Here is a 13,372-nt window from a genome sequence, read left to right on the forward strand (position 1 = left end):
AGGGTAGTTAGGCGACGGACTGCTTCGCGGAATAGACAGGAGTTTAGCGGACATTCCCTTGCCGAGCGCTTGCTAATTGGCAGCTAGGACTGCGAACATCCGCTTAGTGGTCACCGCGATACCACCGTACAATGACAATCAACGCCACCACAGGGATACCAAAGCTCAGAATCCAAGGTGCATAAGGCCCCATCTTGGTCGCTTGCGCTCCGAGAAAAGAAACATTCACGAAAAGGATCGCCCATGCTCCTGTCGACCAATTCAGGCCGAAACCAGCGAAACCGAAAAGGCTGCCTAAGGTCCACAGCCACCTGCGGCGCAGCCACCGACGTCGCCATATGAGGATGGTTGCCCAAAGGCACATGCTGATGCTCGCTAGCATTGCCGCCAACCACAAATAGCCCATGAAACCGCGCTTACGGATTTCAAAATCGTCCAACTTAGACGGATCACTGCGAAACGGCGTGACGTTAAGCCCTGCGAGTTGCATCGATTTGCCCGATCCCCGCAACACGACGCTGACTATCGCCCAGTGATCGTTTGACCCGCCTTGGAGGATGAAGGTTTTAGTCGTGGGACCACCGCTAGGGTTAAACACATTGACCGTCTGCAATCCGAAAGTACCACGAACAGGCTCGAGCATTGGCATGACCTGCTTTATGTAGGTCGGCAGTTGCCGTCGCAGTTCCGGCTCTGCTCCTTGGGAAATTTGATCAATCTGTCCAGCACGAAGCCTTTCAGCGATATCAAGAACGAACGCCTGCTCCTGTTGCGTGGATAAACTGTCGATCCATCCCTGTTGGGTGCAGGCAGCGAGGCAAAGACATATGATTGCTAACAGTTTTTTCACTCGTGCCCCCACCCATAATTTTTGGTTGATGGCAGCCTGTCCGAAATGCAGCAACCTGTTTCCCGCGCGCCTGAACCCGGTGAACGAAGGTTGAACCCAACAATCTCCAATGAACGTCTGCAACCAGGGTCGCGGATGGCTGTAAATGGTCGTTCCCTGCCACTCCTCCTTCGTCAGCCTAAACCTAGCGCCCCTTCCAATGTAGGATTTTCTCTGGTCTATCCTGAGGGATGACGCACGCGGCCCCGTACATTCTTCCTATCCGCTCGCCATCCGCGCCGCGTCACCGTCGCGTAGGTGGCGCATGTGTGCCGCGTCACTGTCGCGTCGATGGTACGCACCCGGTACGTCGCGACCGCTTCGGCGATACGATTGGCGCAAATCGCTGTGCAATCGCCCGACGACGGTGTGAACTTCGCGCTGTGACCCACCTGGCGCGTCCCGCCCGCCCGAAACGCCCCTCAGGCGTCGGCCCAGCGGCGCAGCAGATTGTGATAGACACCCGTCAGCCGGATCACTTCGTCATGGCCCTGGCCCAGCGCGGCCGCGACGCCCTGCACGCTGCGGTCGAGGTCGAACAGCATCTGCCGCGCCGCATCGTCGCGGATCATGGATTGCAGCCAGAAGAAGCTCGCCACCCGCCGCCCCCGCGTCACCGGCTCGACCCGATGCAGCGAGGAGGAGGGATAAAGCACCGCATGGCCCGCAGGCAGCTTCACCTGCTGCACCCCGAAATGCGTTTCGATCGTCAATTCGCCGCCATCATAGGCGTCGGGCGCTTCCAGAAACACCGTCATCGACAGGTCGGATCGCACACGAAAACCCGTTCCCGCCTGAATCCGCACCGCATTGTCGACATGCACGCCAAAGGCCTGCCCGCCCGCATAGCTGTTGAACAAGGGCGGAAAAATCTTGAGCGGCAGGGCGGCGGCGATAAACAGCGGCGAGCGGCCGAGCGCATCGAGGATGGCCTGCCCCGCCTGCTGCGCGGCGGGCGAGTCTTCGGGCAATTGCAGGTTGCGCTTGGCGAGTGCCGATTGGTGGCCCGACGTCACATTGCCATCCACCCAGTCCGTCGGGTCGATCAGCGCCCGGATGGCGGCAACGCCTGCCGCATCGAGCAGGTCGGGAATAGCGATCAACATAAGCGAAAAATCCGTTACGCAGCGTCGGTGCGGATGATGAAGGGAATTTCAACGACGCCGCGCACCCGCACCGGCTGCCCGTCGCGGATCATCGGTTTCCAGCGCCAGTTCTTCACCGCATCCCGCGCGGCGGCATCGAGCCGGGCAAAGCCGCTGCTCTGGCTGACAGCAACCGTCTCGACCGCCCCATCCAGGCCCAGCGTCAGCGTCAGCAGCACCGTGCCCTGCTCGCGCCTGCGACGGCTTTCGATCGGGTAGCGCGGTGATTTGCCCGCCACCATTTGCGCGCCCAGATCGCCACCCTGGACGATGCTGGGCGGCGCAGGCGGCGCGGCGACAGGCGCGACCGGGCCGGGCGTCACCGCCATGGTGGGCGCGGGCACCGAGACGGGCACTGGTTCGGGCGTTGTCTGAACCGTCGGCATGGGCGCGGGAGTCTGCACGATCGGCGGCGGCGCGACCACTTGCGGCGCGGAAGGTGGCGGGGGTGGCGATTCCGCAGCGGGTGGCGGCGGTGGCGGAGAGAGGTTCACCACCGTCAATTTCGCTTCCTGCGCCCGCAACACATGACTGCGCATCTGGACCAGCGCCCCGATCAGCAGGATATGGACAAAGAGAATGGCAAGGATGGCGAGGATATTCGGCCGTGCCCGCGCACCATAGCGGTCCGGTGCGATGGCGGGGGTGGATGGCACCACGGCTGCAACCCATGACGCACCCGGCGGGTCAGGCATGACGATATCATCGTCCATCGGCCGAATTGCGGCATGCAACATGACAGCGCCTCCCTTCCCGTCCTTGGTTCACGTGTCGATACCGTAAAGCCTAATGCGAATCAATTGCGGCTTATACGGAGATGAAAAGGCGGGCGGACAGCGAACCGAGGAGGTTGGAGTGATCGCTGCCCGCCCTGCCCCGGCCGGGACGTGCCGGGGTATGGGGATAGGCTTACAGCTTGTAACCCAGCGTCAGCACCCACGACCGCCCTTCGCCAGGGTTGGCCCAGCCATTGTTGCGGACGCTGGTATAATATTTTTCGTTGGTGAAATTCTGGACGTTGAGCTGGGCGCTAAACTTTTCCGTGATCGGATAAGACAGCATGGCGCGATGGACCAGATAGTCATCGGTCTTGTACATCGGCGCGCCGGTGACATTGCTCAGATACCAGCTGCCCTGATAGGTCAGGCCATAACCAAGCTCCAACCCGAACGGCAGCGTATAGGTGGTGAACAGGCTACCCGAATGTTTTGGCGTGTTAAGCATCGGATTGCCCGCCTGGCCATCAACTATGCCCTGCGATTTCTGATAATCTGAAATGCTCTGGATCACCTTAGTATCCAGATAGGTATAGTTGGCAAAGATCGTCCAGGCATCACTGATATTGCCCGTAGCGCCGAGCGTGACCCCATCCACCCGGTTGCGGCCATCATTGACCGGCAGGGTGCCGATCAGCGGATCGTTGCTGGCAACGCGATAATTGGTCCGCTCGTTACGGAACAGCGACGCGGTCAATTGCAGCTTGGCATCGAACAGGTCGATCTTGCCGCCAATCTCGTAATTGACGGCCTGTTCGGGCTTCGCGTCGCAGGGGTCATTGTTGAAATTTGCCGTCGCCGCCAGCCCACAGCCCGACCTGACGGTCGTTGCCGTCGGGTTCTTGCTGTTGCCATAGGCGACATACAGACTTGCATTCTCCACCGGCTTGTAGACCAGCCCGATGCGGTAGGAGAACAGGTCATCGGTCGCATTTTGCGATACGCCCGTGGTGTAGGCACCGCCCGCCGCCGGGGTCGCGATCGTGTCGGACCGGAAGCGCGCGCGATTATGTTCCCAGCGGACGCCGCCATTGATCTCCAGTTGCTCGACGATCTTGACCGCCGCGAAAGCATAGGCCGCGACGTTGAACAGGTCGCCGTCCTGATGCCCCGACCGGATCGCATTGACTGGCCCGGTATAGACAGCATTGGGATTGCTGATGTTGATCGGATCAAGCACCGGATTGGGCAGCGCGCCGCCCGCATTGCGCAGGACATTGCCGTTATCCAACGCATAATCCTCCTGCAACATCGACGTGCCCAGCACCAGCGAATGGCCACCGGGAATGGTGAAACTCAAGTCCAACTGGTTGTAGAGCGTGTCGTTAACCGAGTTGCGATATCCGCCGCGTGGACCGCTGGGATAATAGGTGCCTGCAACCTGCCCAGCGGCACAGGCCACGCCCGTCGGCGTCTGGCCATTGGCGAGGCAATAGGTGCCCTGCGGCGGATTGACGATCAGATTCTGTTTGACCCGCTGCCAACGCGACAGGTTGCGCACCGCCAGCAGGTCACTGAAGCGATGATCGAAGATGGCGGTGGCCTGGTCGATCACCTGGTCCTGCCGATCGAGATTTTTATAGCCATAATAGCCGCTATAGGGGACGCCCGGCAGCGGGCCGTCATAGAGCGCATTCTTGTAATAGGGCACGCCATAGAGCGGCGTGTTCTCGTCTTCCTGATGCGTGTAAAGCAAGGTCAGCGATGTCGGGCCGTCCACGCCGAACTTGACCGACGGGGCCACACCCCAGCGCTCGTACCGATCGACGCTGCGGCGCGCGACGTCATTTTCATGATACATGGCGTTGAGGCGCACCGCGACGAAGTCCGACACGCGCACATTGCTGTCGATCGTCGCACGATAATAATCGGACGTGCCGATGCCCGCCTGCACCAGCGTCTCGTCATAGCCCTTTGGCCGTTTGGTGACGATGTTGATGTTACCGCCGATCGCACCCGACCCACCAAAGACGGAGTTGGCCCCGTTGGTGACTTCAATCTGTTCGATGTTAAACGGGTCGGTGCGGCTATATTGCGCGCTGTCGCGCACGCCGTCGATGCTGATGTCGGTGTTGGCGCTTTGTCCGCGCAAATTGATGCTATCGCCATAACCACCGCCGCCTTCGCCCGCGCCGAAGGTGATGCCCGGAATGGTGGACAAAACATCGCGCAACGTCAGCAGGTTCTGCTTCTGGATGGTCTGGTTGCCGATCACGGTGATGGTCTGCGGCGTGTCGAGCAGCGGCCGCACATATTTGGGCGACTCCGCCTTTTCCACCTTCACTGCAGGCTCATCGAGCGCCGTGTCCGTAACGGTCACGCCGCCCAACCGTGGGCCGATCGCGCCATCCTGCGCTTGCGCCGAGGTGGCGAAGGCTATCGCGCCTACGCAGGACAGCGCCAGAAACGATGGCGTAGATGCTTTATTCGACATGGATATCAATCCCCCTTATTGCTTGGGGGACCGATTATTGCGAACGCTTCGCAGAGTCAACGCTATTGCGACTAATTATTATCTTGAATGCAATGTGTGGCAAAAATCCAGCAACGTATCGCACTGGCGAGATTGGGGGGGGTGGCGGCGGCCATGCGCATCACGTCGATCTGCGCGATCAAGGCATTAAGCGGTAGCTCGGCACGCTGAGCGGCAAGGCGCAGAGCGTCCCAGAATATGGGCTCCAAACTGATCGCGGTCTGATGGCCGGCGATCGTCACGCTCCGTTTGACCGGAGGAGCAAAGGGCGACCCCATCGGCCCGTCCGGGCCTTCGACAGGGTCGCCCTTATCCATCAATACATATGCTGCCCGCCGTTGAGCGACAAGGTCGTGCCGGTCACGAAGCCCGCATCCTCGCTGCACAAGAAGGCGACGCCGCGCGCAATTTCACTCGCCTGGCCCAGGCGGCCGACCGGGATCTTGGCGACGATCTTTTCCAGCACGGCGGGGGGCACGGCGGCGACCATGTCGGTGTCGATATAGCCCGGCGCAACGGCATTGACGGTAACGCCCGCCTTGGCCCCTTCCTGCGCCAGCGCCTTGGTGAAGCCGTGGATGCCCGACTTGGCGGCGGCATAGTTGACCTGGCCATATTGGCCCGCTTGCCCGTTGATCGACCCGATATTGACGATCCGGCCCCAGCCGCGCTCGCGCATACCGCCAAAGGTCGCCTTGGCCATGTTGAAGCAGCCGCCGAGGTTGATGCGCATGACTTCGTTCCAGTCGTCGAAGCTCATCTTGGCCAACACACCATCACGCGTAATGCCCGCATTGTTGACGACGATGTCGATCGGGCCAAGCTGTTCGGCAACGGCGGCGCAACCATCGAGGCAGGCCTGATGATCACCCACGTCCCATTTGAAGGCGGCGATGCCGGTGCGGTCGGTGAAGGCCTTCGCCTTTTCGTCATTGCCGCCATAATTGGCCGCAACGGTATATCCCATATCCCGCAACGCCAGGCTGATCGCCTCGCCAATGCCCCGCGTACCGCCGGTCACGATCGCTACTCTCGCCATATGCGCATCCTCTTCTTACCTAAGCGGGCTGGTCGATCCAGCCCGAAAGCTCTCGGCCGATCAGCCTCTGATACAAAGTGATAGCGTCGGGCGACGCATTTAGACAGGGTAAATAGGCAAATTTTTCGCCGCCAGCAGACAAAAAGGCCTCTTTTGCCCGCAACGCGATTTCTTCCAATGTCTCCAGACAGTCAGCCGAAAATCCGGGCGTTACGACAGCAATATTACGGACACCATCGCGCACCAATTCGGCAAGGGTTGCTTCGGTCTCCGGCTCCAGCCATTTTGCCCGTCCAAAGCGCGACTGGAAACTCATATGGACCGGCAGCGTCAGTGCTTCGCGGAGCAGGCGGACGGTCTTGACCGACTGGCAATGATAGGGATCACCCAGATGCAGGGTGCGCTCTGGCATACCATGGAAGCTGGCGAGAATGGCGTCCGGGGTAAAATCGAGCGCCGCGACATGCGCGTCGATCGCGGTCTTGAGCGCGGCGATATAGGCCGAGTCGTCATGATAGGGCGGCAGGGTGCGGATGGCGGGCTGCCAGCGCATCGCCTTGAGCGCCGCGAAGGCCGCATCATTGGCGGTCGCTGTGGTCGCGCCGCTATATTGCGGATAGAGCGGCGCGAGCAGGATACGGTCGCAACCCGCCTTCTTCATCGCCGACAGGCGCGAGGCGATCGACGGATTGCCGTAGCGCATGGCCCAATCGACGGTGACGCCCGGCCCCATCGCCTGTTGAAGCGCCAGCGCCGTATCGCGGGTGTGGAAGGCGAGCGGCGATCCCTGATCGGTCCACACCTGTTGATAGGCATGGGCGGATTTCTTGGGTCGGGTGGTCAGGATGATGCCGCGCAGAATCGGCTGCCACAGGATCGGCGGCAGTTCGACCACGCGGCGGTCGGACAGGAATTCGCCAAGATAACGCCGCACCGATCCGGCGTCGGGCGCATCGGGCGTGCCGAGGTTGATGAGGAGGACGCCGACTTTGGGGGTCGGAATGGCGGGATGGTTGGGGGGCAGGGTCATGTCGTGGCCAATAGCGGAAGGTTGCGCAAACGCTGACCTGTCCATGTGTACAACGCATTGGCGATAGCGGGCGCGACCAGCGGCGCGGCGAGATCGCTGACGCCGACCGGGGATGCTGTGCTGCGGATCAGTTCGACCGTGACTTCGCCGATATCGGCGAGGCGTGGCAAATTCATCCGGCCCAGGATCGCGCGGGTCGGCAGGCCGCGCGCATAGGGCACGGACGCCCCCATCGCGAAGGCAAGGCCATAGATCAGGCCGCCTTCGACCTGCTGCCGGGCAATGTCGGGATGGACCTGATCGCCGACATCGACCGCCGCGATCATGCGGTTGACGCTCAGCCGGTCGCCGCGCATCGATGCTTCGACCATCACGGCGGCATAGCCCCCCTGCATGACGTGCGCGGCAAGCCCCTGCCCGCTGCCTGCTATGCCGCCCTGCCAGCCGCCCATCGCCGCCGCCGTCGACAGGCAATGGGCAAGGCGCGGATTGCCACCCAGCATCTGGATACGGAAGGACATCGCCTCCATCCCCGCGAGGTGCGCGAGTTCATCGACGAAACTCTCGGTGAAGAACGCCCCATACAGATGCGCGTTACCCCGCGTGAAGCCAAGCGCCAGGCCGACGTCGGCAGGATAATGATCCACCGCCCAGTTGGGGATCGCATAAGGCGGGGCCATCCCCGCCACCGCCAGCCGGGACGCCTTGTCCGCCGCCTGTGCTGCTGCGTCATGGGGCAGCGCGCCATCGGCGATCCGTGCCCAGGTCTGCGTCATGGCGCAGGGGGCGGCGACCTTGGCCAGCCAGCCCTCGATCGCGCCGTTACGCCCGATCTTCGCGGCCATGCGCGCTTGCGCCGGCGCAGATGGCCGGTCCTGCACGACATCCTCCAGCCGCGACCAGAGCAGTTGCACCGGGCGGCCTATATCGCGCGCGATCAGGGCGGCCTGCACGCCGACGTCCCAGTCCATCTTGCGCCCGAAGGAACCGCCAGCGTGCAGCGGGTAAAGAGTGACGGCGCTTTCGGACAAGCCCAGCGCATCGGCAATGGCGGCACGCGCCAAGCCGGGTGCCTGCGTCGCCATCCAGACTTCCGCGCCGTCTGGCCCGACCCGCGCGGTGGCGCAGAGCGGTTCGAGCGCCAAGTGCAGCCCGGCTTCGACCCGATATTCGCTGGCCAAGAGGGTCGCGCCCTCGAACACCGGCAGCAGGTCGCCCTGTGCATAGAGGCGACGGCCCGCCGAGCCGGAAAAGGCCGCTTCCAGCGCCGCGTCGATTGCAGCGCTATCGACCGGCTTGCCGCGCAGGGTGAAGACCGGATCGGCAAGGTCCAGCGCCTTGTTTGCCGCCCACCAGTTGGTCGCGACCGCGGCGACCCAGCGTTCGGTGCGGACGAGTTTGAGGAAGCCCGTGACATTGCTTGCCGATCGCTCGTCCAGCCCGGCGAGGGTCGCGTCGCCGATCGGTCCTTGCCGGATCGAGGCATGGACCATGTCCGGCAGACGTATGTCGGCGGCGAAATTATGGCTGCCGTCGATCTTCGAGGGGGTGTCGAGCCGGGGGACATCCTGCCCTGCCAGCCGCCCGTCCTGCCCCTGCCGCAACGGAAGGATAGCGGGGAGGTCGAACTGTGCCGCTTCCTCGACCAGCTCGCCGATCTTCAGCCGCCGCTCGCTGCCGTCGGAGACCAGGCCGTCTACAATGTCGCAGCTTTCCCACGGCACCGACCAGCGCGCCGCTGCCGCCTTGCACAGCAGGATGCGCGCCGCCGCACCGGCATCGCGATAGGCGTCATGGAACATCGGGACGGATGTGCCGCCGCCGGTCAGCATCAGGCCGCTGCGCGTCGCATATTGGCCGATCGCCCAATCGCCTGCGTCGCCCAGCAAGCGCGTCCAGTCACTCGCCAGCCATTCGCGCGCCAGCAGGGTGTTGGCGTAGAGCGGGCTGATCGGTGCGCTTTGGACTGCGACCGTGCGCCAGTCTGCGCCCAGTTCATCGGCCAATATCTGCGGCAGGACGGTCGTCACCCCTTGGCCCGTTTCGGCTTGCGGCACGATGACGATGACCTGCCCTGTTCGGTCGATCTTGAGGAAGGCGTTGACGATCGTTTCGCCGGGACCGGCATTGAGGTTGGGCGGGTACTCGCGCGGCCAGACGCTCCAGGCGATGAGCAACCCCGCCGCCGCGCCGCCGCCGACCAGCAGCGTGCGTCGGTCGATGCCCTTGCGGCTGTCCGATATTGTGCGCGGGGGGCGGGCCATGGGCGACTGATAGGGGCGCGATGGCCGGGTGGAAAGCGTTAATCGGCGCTGACCGGCGCGATGCCGAGACGGGGTATTTCGATTGCGGGGCAGCGGTCCATCACCACCTTGAGGCCCGCCGCTTCGGCGCGCGCCGCCGCTGCCTCATCGACAACATCCAGTTGCATCCAGACGGCCTTTGCGCCGGCGGCGATGGCATCGTCCACCGCCTCACCGGCGGCATCGCTGCGCCGGAAGATATCCACCATGTCGATCGGTTCGCCGATGTCGGACAGGCGGCCCCAGACAAATTCGCCATGGACATGTTCGCCCGCAATCTGTGGATTGACCGGCAGGACGCGATAGCCATGGTCCTGAAGGAAGGCCATGACGCGATAGCTGGCCCGTTCCGGCCGATCGGAGATGCCGACCAGCGCGATGGTGCGGGTTTCGGTAAGCAGGGTAGCGATGTCCTGCGGGGCGGTCAGCGGCATGGAAATTCTCCTTATGCAGCTAGGACGAGCCAAGGACCGGGACGTTCCCGATGATGGAGACGGATCGCTTAACTTCGCACATTTCCCGCTGATTTCGACATAATCTTGCGCGTCCCTGATCCTATCGCAAAGTCATAGTGCGCGGACATCCGATCATAGCCTGTTGCCCCGCTGTAGGACAGTCACACCGCACCATCGAGCCACGCGGCCACCTTCTGCGCGATGGCCCGGAAGGCGTCGGCGTGGATGCCCTCGCCCGCCGCCGGGGGATCGCCCGCGTCGGACTGGCGGCGAATGTCGATGGCGAGCGGGATGCGGCCAAGGAAAGGCATCCCCATGTCGCCTGCCGCCGTCTCCGCGCCTCCGGTGCCGAACGGGTCGGAGATTTCGCCGCAATGGGGGCAGGCATAGCCCGCCATATTCTCGACCAGGCCGATCATCGGCACGCCTGCCTGATTAAACAGGCTGACCGCGCGGGTCGCGTCGATCAGCGCCAGATCCTGCGGCGTCGACACGATGACCGCGCCGACAGGCTTATGTTTCTGCACCATGGTTAGCTGAATATCGCCGGTGCCCGGCGGCATGTCGACCACCAGCAATTGCGTCTCGCCCCAGTCCGCATCGATCAGTTGCGACAGGGCATTGCCGACCATCGGCCCGCGCCACGCCAGCGCCTTGCCCGGTTCGACCAGATGCGCCATCGACAGCATCGGAATGCCCAGCGTCCCGGCCACCGGAATCATCTTCTTCTCGCGGGCCTGCGGCTTTTGATCCTCGCTGCCCATCAATCGCGCCTGCGACGGGCCATAGATGTCAGCATCAACCAATCCGACCCGGTGGCCGAGGCGATGCAGCGCGATGGCAAGATTGGCCGACAGGGTGGATTTGCCCACCCCACCCTTGCCCGACGCCACGGCGATGATTCGCAGCGGCTTGCGTTCCGCTGTCTGGGCAATGCGGACGTCGGTGACGCCCGGCACGGTCAGGCCGCCTTCGCGGATCGCAGCGGCGAGGCCGTCGCGCCGTTCGGGCGACAGGCCGCCAACATCCAGGGCGATCGTCATGATCCCGTCCTTTACGCGCGGCGTGCTGGCGCGGCCATCGGTCAGGGCGGTCAGGCGGGCGGTAAAATCGGCAATATCGGTCATGACGACGCCCTGTAGGAAATAATCGCTCCTAAGGGCACTGTTTTTCGCGGGCCAGCCTTCCTATAGAAGGTGACATGAAAAGATTATTCGGGTGGATGCCCGGCATCGTGAGCATGGCGCAAGGCCCCTGGGGCGGCAAAAGCGACGGGCCGGAGAGTAATGACGGATCAGGCGGCAAGGGCGCGGGCGGCGGTGGCGGCCCGCGCAATCCCTGGACCCAACCGGGACGCCCGGCCGGGCAGAAGGGTCCGTCCGCGATCGAGGAAATGTTGCGGCGGGGCCGGGACAGCTTTGGTCAGGGCGGCGGCAATGGTGGCGGTTTTGGTGGCCTGCCCCAAAGTCCCAATGGTAAGGCGCTATGGCCAATCGGGATCGCCATCCTCGTCATCTTGTGGCTCGTATTGACCAGTTTCCACCGTGTCGGGCCGCAGGAACGCGGTGTCGTAACGTTCCTGGGCAGCTACAGCCGCACCTTGACGCCGGGCATCAGCCTGACCCTGCCTGCCCCTTTCGCAGCCGTGACGATCGTCGATGTCGAAGAGATTCGGACCATCGACGTTGGATCGACCACGGCGGAAAATGAAAATCTGGTGCTGACCGGCGACCAGAACATCATCGACCTCGCCTATTCGGTGCGTTGGAACATCCGCAATCCGGAACTTTATCTGTTTCAGCTCTCCAATCCCGATGCCGCCGTGCGCGAAGTCGCTGAAAGCGCGATGCGCGCGGTGCTGGCCAGCGTCAGTCTGGACGACGCATTGGGCGCGGGTCGTACTGCGATCGAACAGCAGGTCGAGCAGCGGATGCAGGAGATTTTGGATGGTTATCGGTCGGGCATCCGTATTCAGGGTATCGCGATCAAGCAGGCCGATCCGCCAGCCGCGGTCAACGATGCGTTCAAGGCCGTGTCGGCCGCGCAGCAGACGGCGCAGACCTATCTCAACGAAGCGCGTGCGGCCGCCCAGCAGGTGACGGCCAAGGCGCAGGGCGAGGCAGCATCCTTTGACAAGGTGTATGAACAATATCGCCTGGCCCCGGACGTGACCCGCCGCCGCATGTATTATGAAACGATGGAGGGCGTGTTGGCGAACGTCGACAAGACCATCGTCGAAGGAAGCAATGTGACGCCCTATCTGCCCCTGCCTGAAATCAAGCGGCGCGCTGCATCGGATGCGGCGGCGGCAGCCGCCCCCAGCACGGGAGGCCAGTGATGCCCGCATTCCTGCGCAACCCTGTCGCGCTCGCCCTGATCGTCCTGGCGCTGCTGATCGTCCTGGGCAGCACCATTGCGATCGTACCTGAAACCAAGCAGGGCGTGATCGTCCGCTTCGGTGATCCCAAGTCGATCATCAACAGCTATCGCAAGGACGAAACCTTCGGCAACACGGGCGCTGGTGTCATCATGCGCTGGCCCTTCGTGGATCAGATCGTGTGGATCGACAAGCGCGTGCTGTCGGTCGAAATGGAGCGCCAGCAGGTGCTGTCCACCGACCAACTGCGCCTGCAGGTGGATGCCTTTGCCCGCTATCGCATCGTCAATCCATTGCGCATGTATATCGCCGCCGGTAGCGAGGAACGTGTGTCGGAAGCGTTGCGTCCGATCCTGGGTTCCGCACTGCGCAACGAACTGGGCAAGCGCCCCTTCGCCGCGTTGCTCAGCCCGGAGCGGGGCCAGGTGATGCAGAATATCGAGGCTGGCCTTGATCGGGTCGCGCGCCAATATGGCGCGGAAATCGTCGATGTGCGGATCAAGCGCGCCGACCTGCCCGATGGCACGCCGCTTGACAGCGCCTTCACCCGTATGCGGACAGCGCGCGAGCAGGAAGCGCTGACCATCCGGGCACAAGGGGCCAAACAGGCGCAGATCATCCGCGCGGAAGCAGACGCAAATGCAGCGCGCATCTATGCCGCCAGCTACGGTAAAGATCCCAGCTTCTATGATTTCTATCGTGCGATGCAGAGCTACCGCTATACTTTCTCGCCCGACAGGCCCGGTGAAACCAACATCATCCTGTCGCCGAACAATGAGTTCCTGCAACAATTTCAGGGGCGGCGGTGAGTTGCCGCAGATCATTACGGAACCAGCGTCATTCAATGAGGGTTAAGGGAGGACAGCGCATTTTGAGCCTTCGTCA

General features: G+C 62.9%; 12 protein-coding genes. 2 read left to right on the plus strand and 10 right to left on the minus strand.

Features of this window, described 5'->3' with window-relative positions; all coding sequences use genetic code 11:
* Positions 1–103: 103 nt before the first annotated feature.
* The 10 genes from J2W40_RS12250 to J2W40_RS12295 form a co-directional block, all read right to left on the minus strand.
* Positions 104–904, minus strand: coding sequence for a hypothetical protein (locus tag J2W40_RS12250; protein WP_310225117.1), 801 nt, complete (start codon positions 902–904; stop codon positions 104–106).
* 407 nt (positions 905–1,311) lie between these two features.
* The gene (locus tag J2W40_RS12255) at positions 1,312–1,995 is read right to left on the minus strand and encodes a Fe2+-dependent dioxygenase (protein ID WP_310225119.1); all 684 of its coding nucleotides are present in this window, start codon (positions 1,993–1,995) and stop codon (positions 1,312–1,314) included.
* A 14-nt stretch (positions 1,996–2,009) separates the two neighbouring features.
* Positions 2,010–2,771, minus strand: a complete 762-nt coding sequence (locus tag J2W40_RS12260) for a TonB family protein (RefSeq protein ID WP_310225120.1) — start codon at positions 2,769–2,771, stop codon at positions 2,010–2,012.
* A 172-nt stretch (positions 2,772–2,943) separates the two neighbouring features.
* Positions 2,944–5,244, minus strand: coding sequence for a TonB-dependent receptor (locus J2W40_RS12265; RefSeq protein WP_310225122.1), 2,301 nt, complete (start codon positions 5,242–5,244; stop codon positions 2,944–2,946).
* Positions 5,245–5,315: 71 nt separating this feature from the next.
* On the minus strand, positions 5,316–5,600 hold the full coding sequence (locus tag J2W40_RS12270) for a ribbon-helix-helix domain-containing protein (protein WP_310225124.1): 285 nt from the start codon (positions 5,598–5,600) through the stop codon (positions 5,316–5,318).
* Entirely contained in the window at positions 5,600–6,322 is a 723-nt protein-coding gene (gene phbB, locus J2W40_RS12275) for an acetoacetyl-CoA reductase (RefSeq protein WP_310225126.1), read from the minus strand. Before phbB ends, J2W40_RS12270 begins: the two co-directional genes overlap by 1 nt.
* Before the next feature lie 19 nt (positions 6,323–6,341).
* Positions 6,342–7,352: a ferrochelatase gene (gene hemH / locus J2W40_RS12280; protein ID WP_310225127.1), complete on the minus strand. Its 1,011-nt coding sequence runs from the start codon at positions 7,350–7,352 to the stop codon at positions 6,342–6,344.
* Complete coding sequence (locus tag J2W40_RS12285) at positions 7,349–9,616, minus strand: molybdopterin cofactor-binding domain-containing protein (RefSeq protein ID WP_310225129.1); 2,268 nt, start codon at positions 9,614–9,616, stop codon at positions 7,349–7,351. Before J2W40_RS12285 ends, hemH begins: the two co-directional genes overlap by 4 nt.
* Positions 9,617–9,654: 38 nt before the next feature.
* Positions 9,655–10,089 carry a CoA-binding protein gene (locus tag J2W40_RS12290; protein WP_310225131.1) on the minus strand — a complete coding sequence of 145 codons (435 nt, stop codon included), beginning with the start codon at positions 10,087–10,089 and terminating at the stop codon, positions 9,655–9,657.
* Between the two features lie 182 nt (positions 10,090–10,271).
* On the minus strand, positions 10,272–11,237 hold the full coding sequence (locus J2W40_RS12295; RefSeq protein ID WP_310225133.1) for a P-loop NTPase: 966 nt from the start codon (positions 11,235–11,237) through the stop codon (positions 10,272–10,274).
* 74 nt (positions 11,238–11,311) lie between these two features.
* On the opposite strand from J2W40_RS12295, the gene hflK reads away from it, so the two are divergent.
* Together hflK and hflC are read left to right on the plus strand one after the other, a co-directional pair.
* Positions 11,312–12,448 (plus strand): FtsH protease activity modulator HflK, encoded by a 1,137-nt coding sequence (gene hflK, locus J2W40_RS12300; RefSeq protein ID WP_310225135.1) that lies wholly within the window; start codon positions 11,312–11,314, stop codon positions 12,446–12,448.
* Entirely contained in the window at positions 12,448–13,296 is an 849-nt protein-coding gene (gene hflC / locus J2W40_RS12305; protein ID WP_310225138.1) for a protease modulator HflC, read from the plus strand. The genes hflK and hflC overlap by 1 nt, the downstream gene beginning before the upstream one ends.
* Positions 13,297–13,372 lie beyond the last annotated feature (76 nt).

Source organism: Sphingobium xenophagum, assembly GCF_031457465.1.
Taxonomy (GTDB): domain Bacteria; phylum Pseudomonadota; class Alphaproteobacteria; order Sphingomonadales; family Sphingomonadaceae; genus Sphingobium; species Sphingobium xenophagum_A.

Bases quoted from the DNA above. Each gene is read 5' to 3' on its own strand.
- J2W40_RS12255 (WP_310225119.1), bottom strand. From the start codon at position 1,995: ATGTTGATCGCTATTCCCGACCTGCTCGATGCGGCAGGCGTTGCCGCC.
- J2W40_RS12260 (WP_310225120.1), bottom strand. From the start codon at position 2,771: ATGTTGCATGCCGCAATTCGGCCGATGGACGATGATATCGTCATGCCT.
- J2W40_RS12265 (WP_310225122.1), bottom strand. From the start codon at position 5,244: ATGTCGAATAAAGCATCTACGCCATCGTTTCTGGCGCTGTCCTGCGTA.
- J2W40_RS12270 (WP_310225124.1), bottom strand. From the start codon at position 5,600: ATGGATAAGGGCGACCCTGTCGAAGGCCCGGACGGGCCGATGGGGTCG.
- phbB (WP_310225126.1), bottom strand. From the start codon at position 6,322: ATGGCGAGAGTAGCGATCGTGACCGGCGGTACGCGGGGCATTGGCGAG.
- hemH (WP_310225127.1), bottom strand. From the start codon at position 7,352: ATGACCCTGCCCCCCAACCATCCCGCCATTCCGACCCCCAAAGTCGGC.
- J2W40_RS12285 (WP_310225129.1), bottom strand. From the start codon at position 9,616: ATGGCCCGCCCCCCGCGCACAATATCGGACAGCCGCAAGGGCATCGAC.
- J2W40_RS12290 (WP_310225131.1), bottom strand. From the start codon at position 10,089: ATGCCGCTGACCGCCCCGCAGGACATCGCTACCCTGCTTACCGAAACC.
- J2W40_RS12295 (WP_310225133.1), bottom strand. From the start codon at position 11,237: ATGACCGATATTGCCGATTTTACCGCCCGCCTGACCGCCCTGACCGAT.
- hflK (WP_310225135.1), top strand. From the start codon at position 11,312: ATGAAAAGATTATTCGGGTGGATGCCCGGCATCGTGAGCATGGCGCAA.
- hflC (WP_310225138.1), top strand. From the start codon at position 12,448: ATGCCCGCATTCCTGCGCAACCCTGTCGCGCTCGCCCTGATCGTCCTG.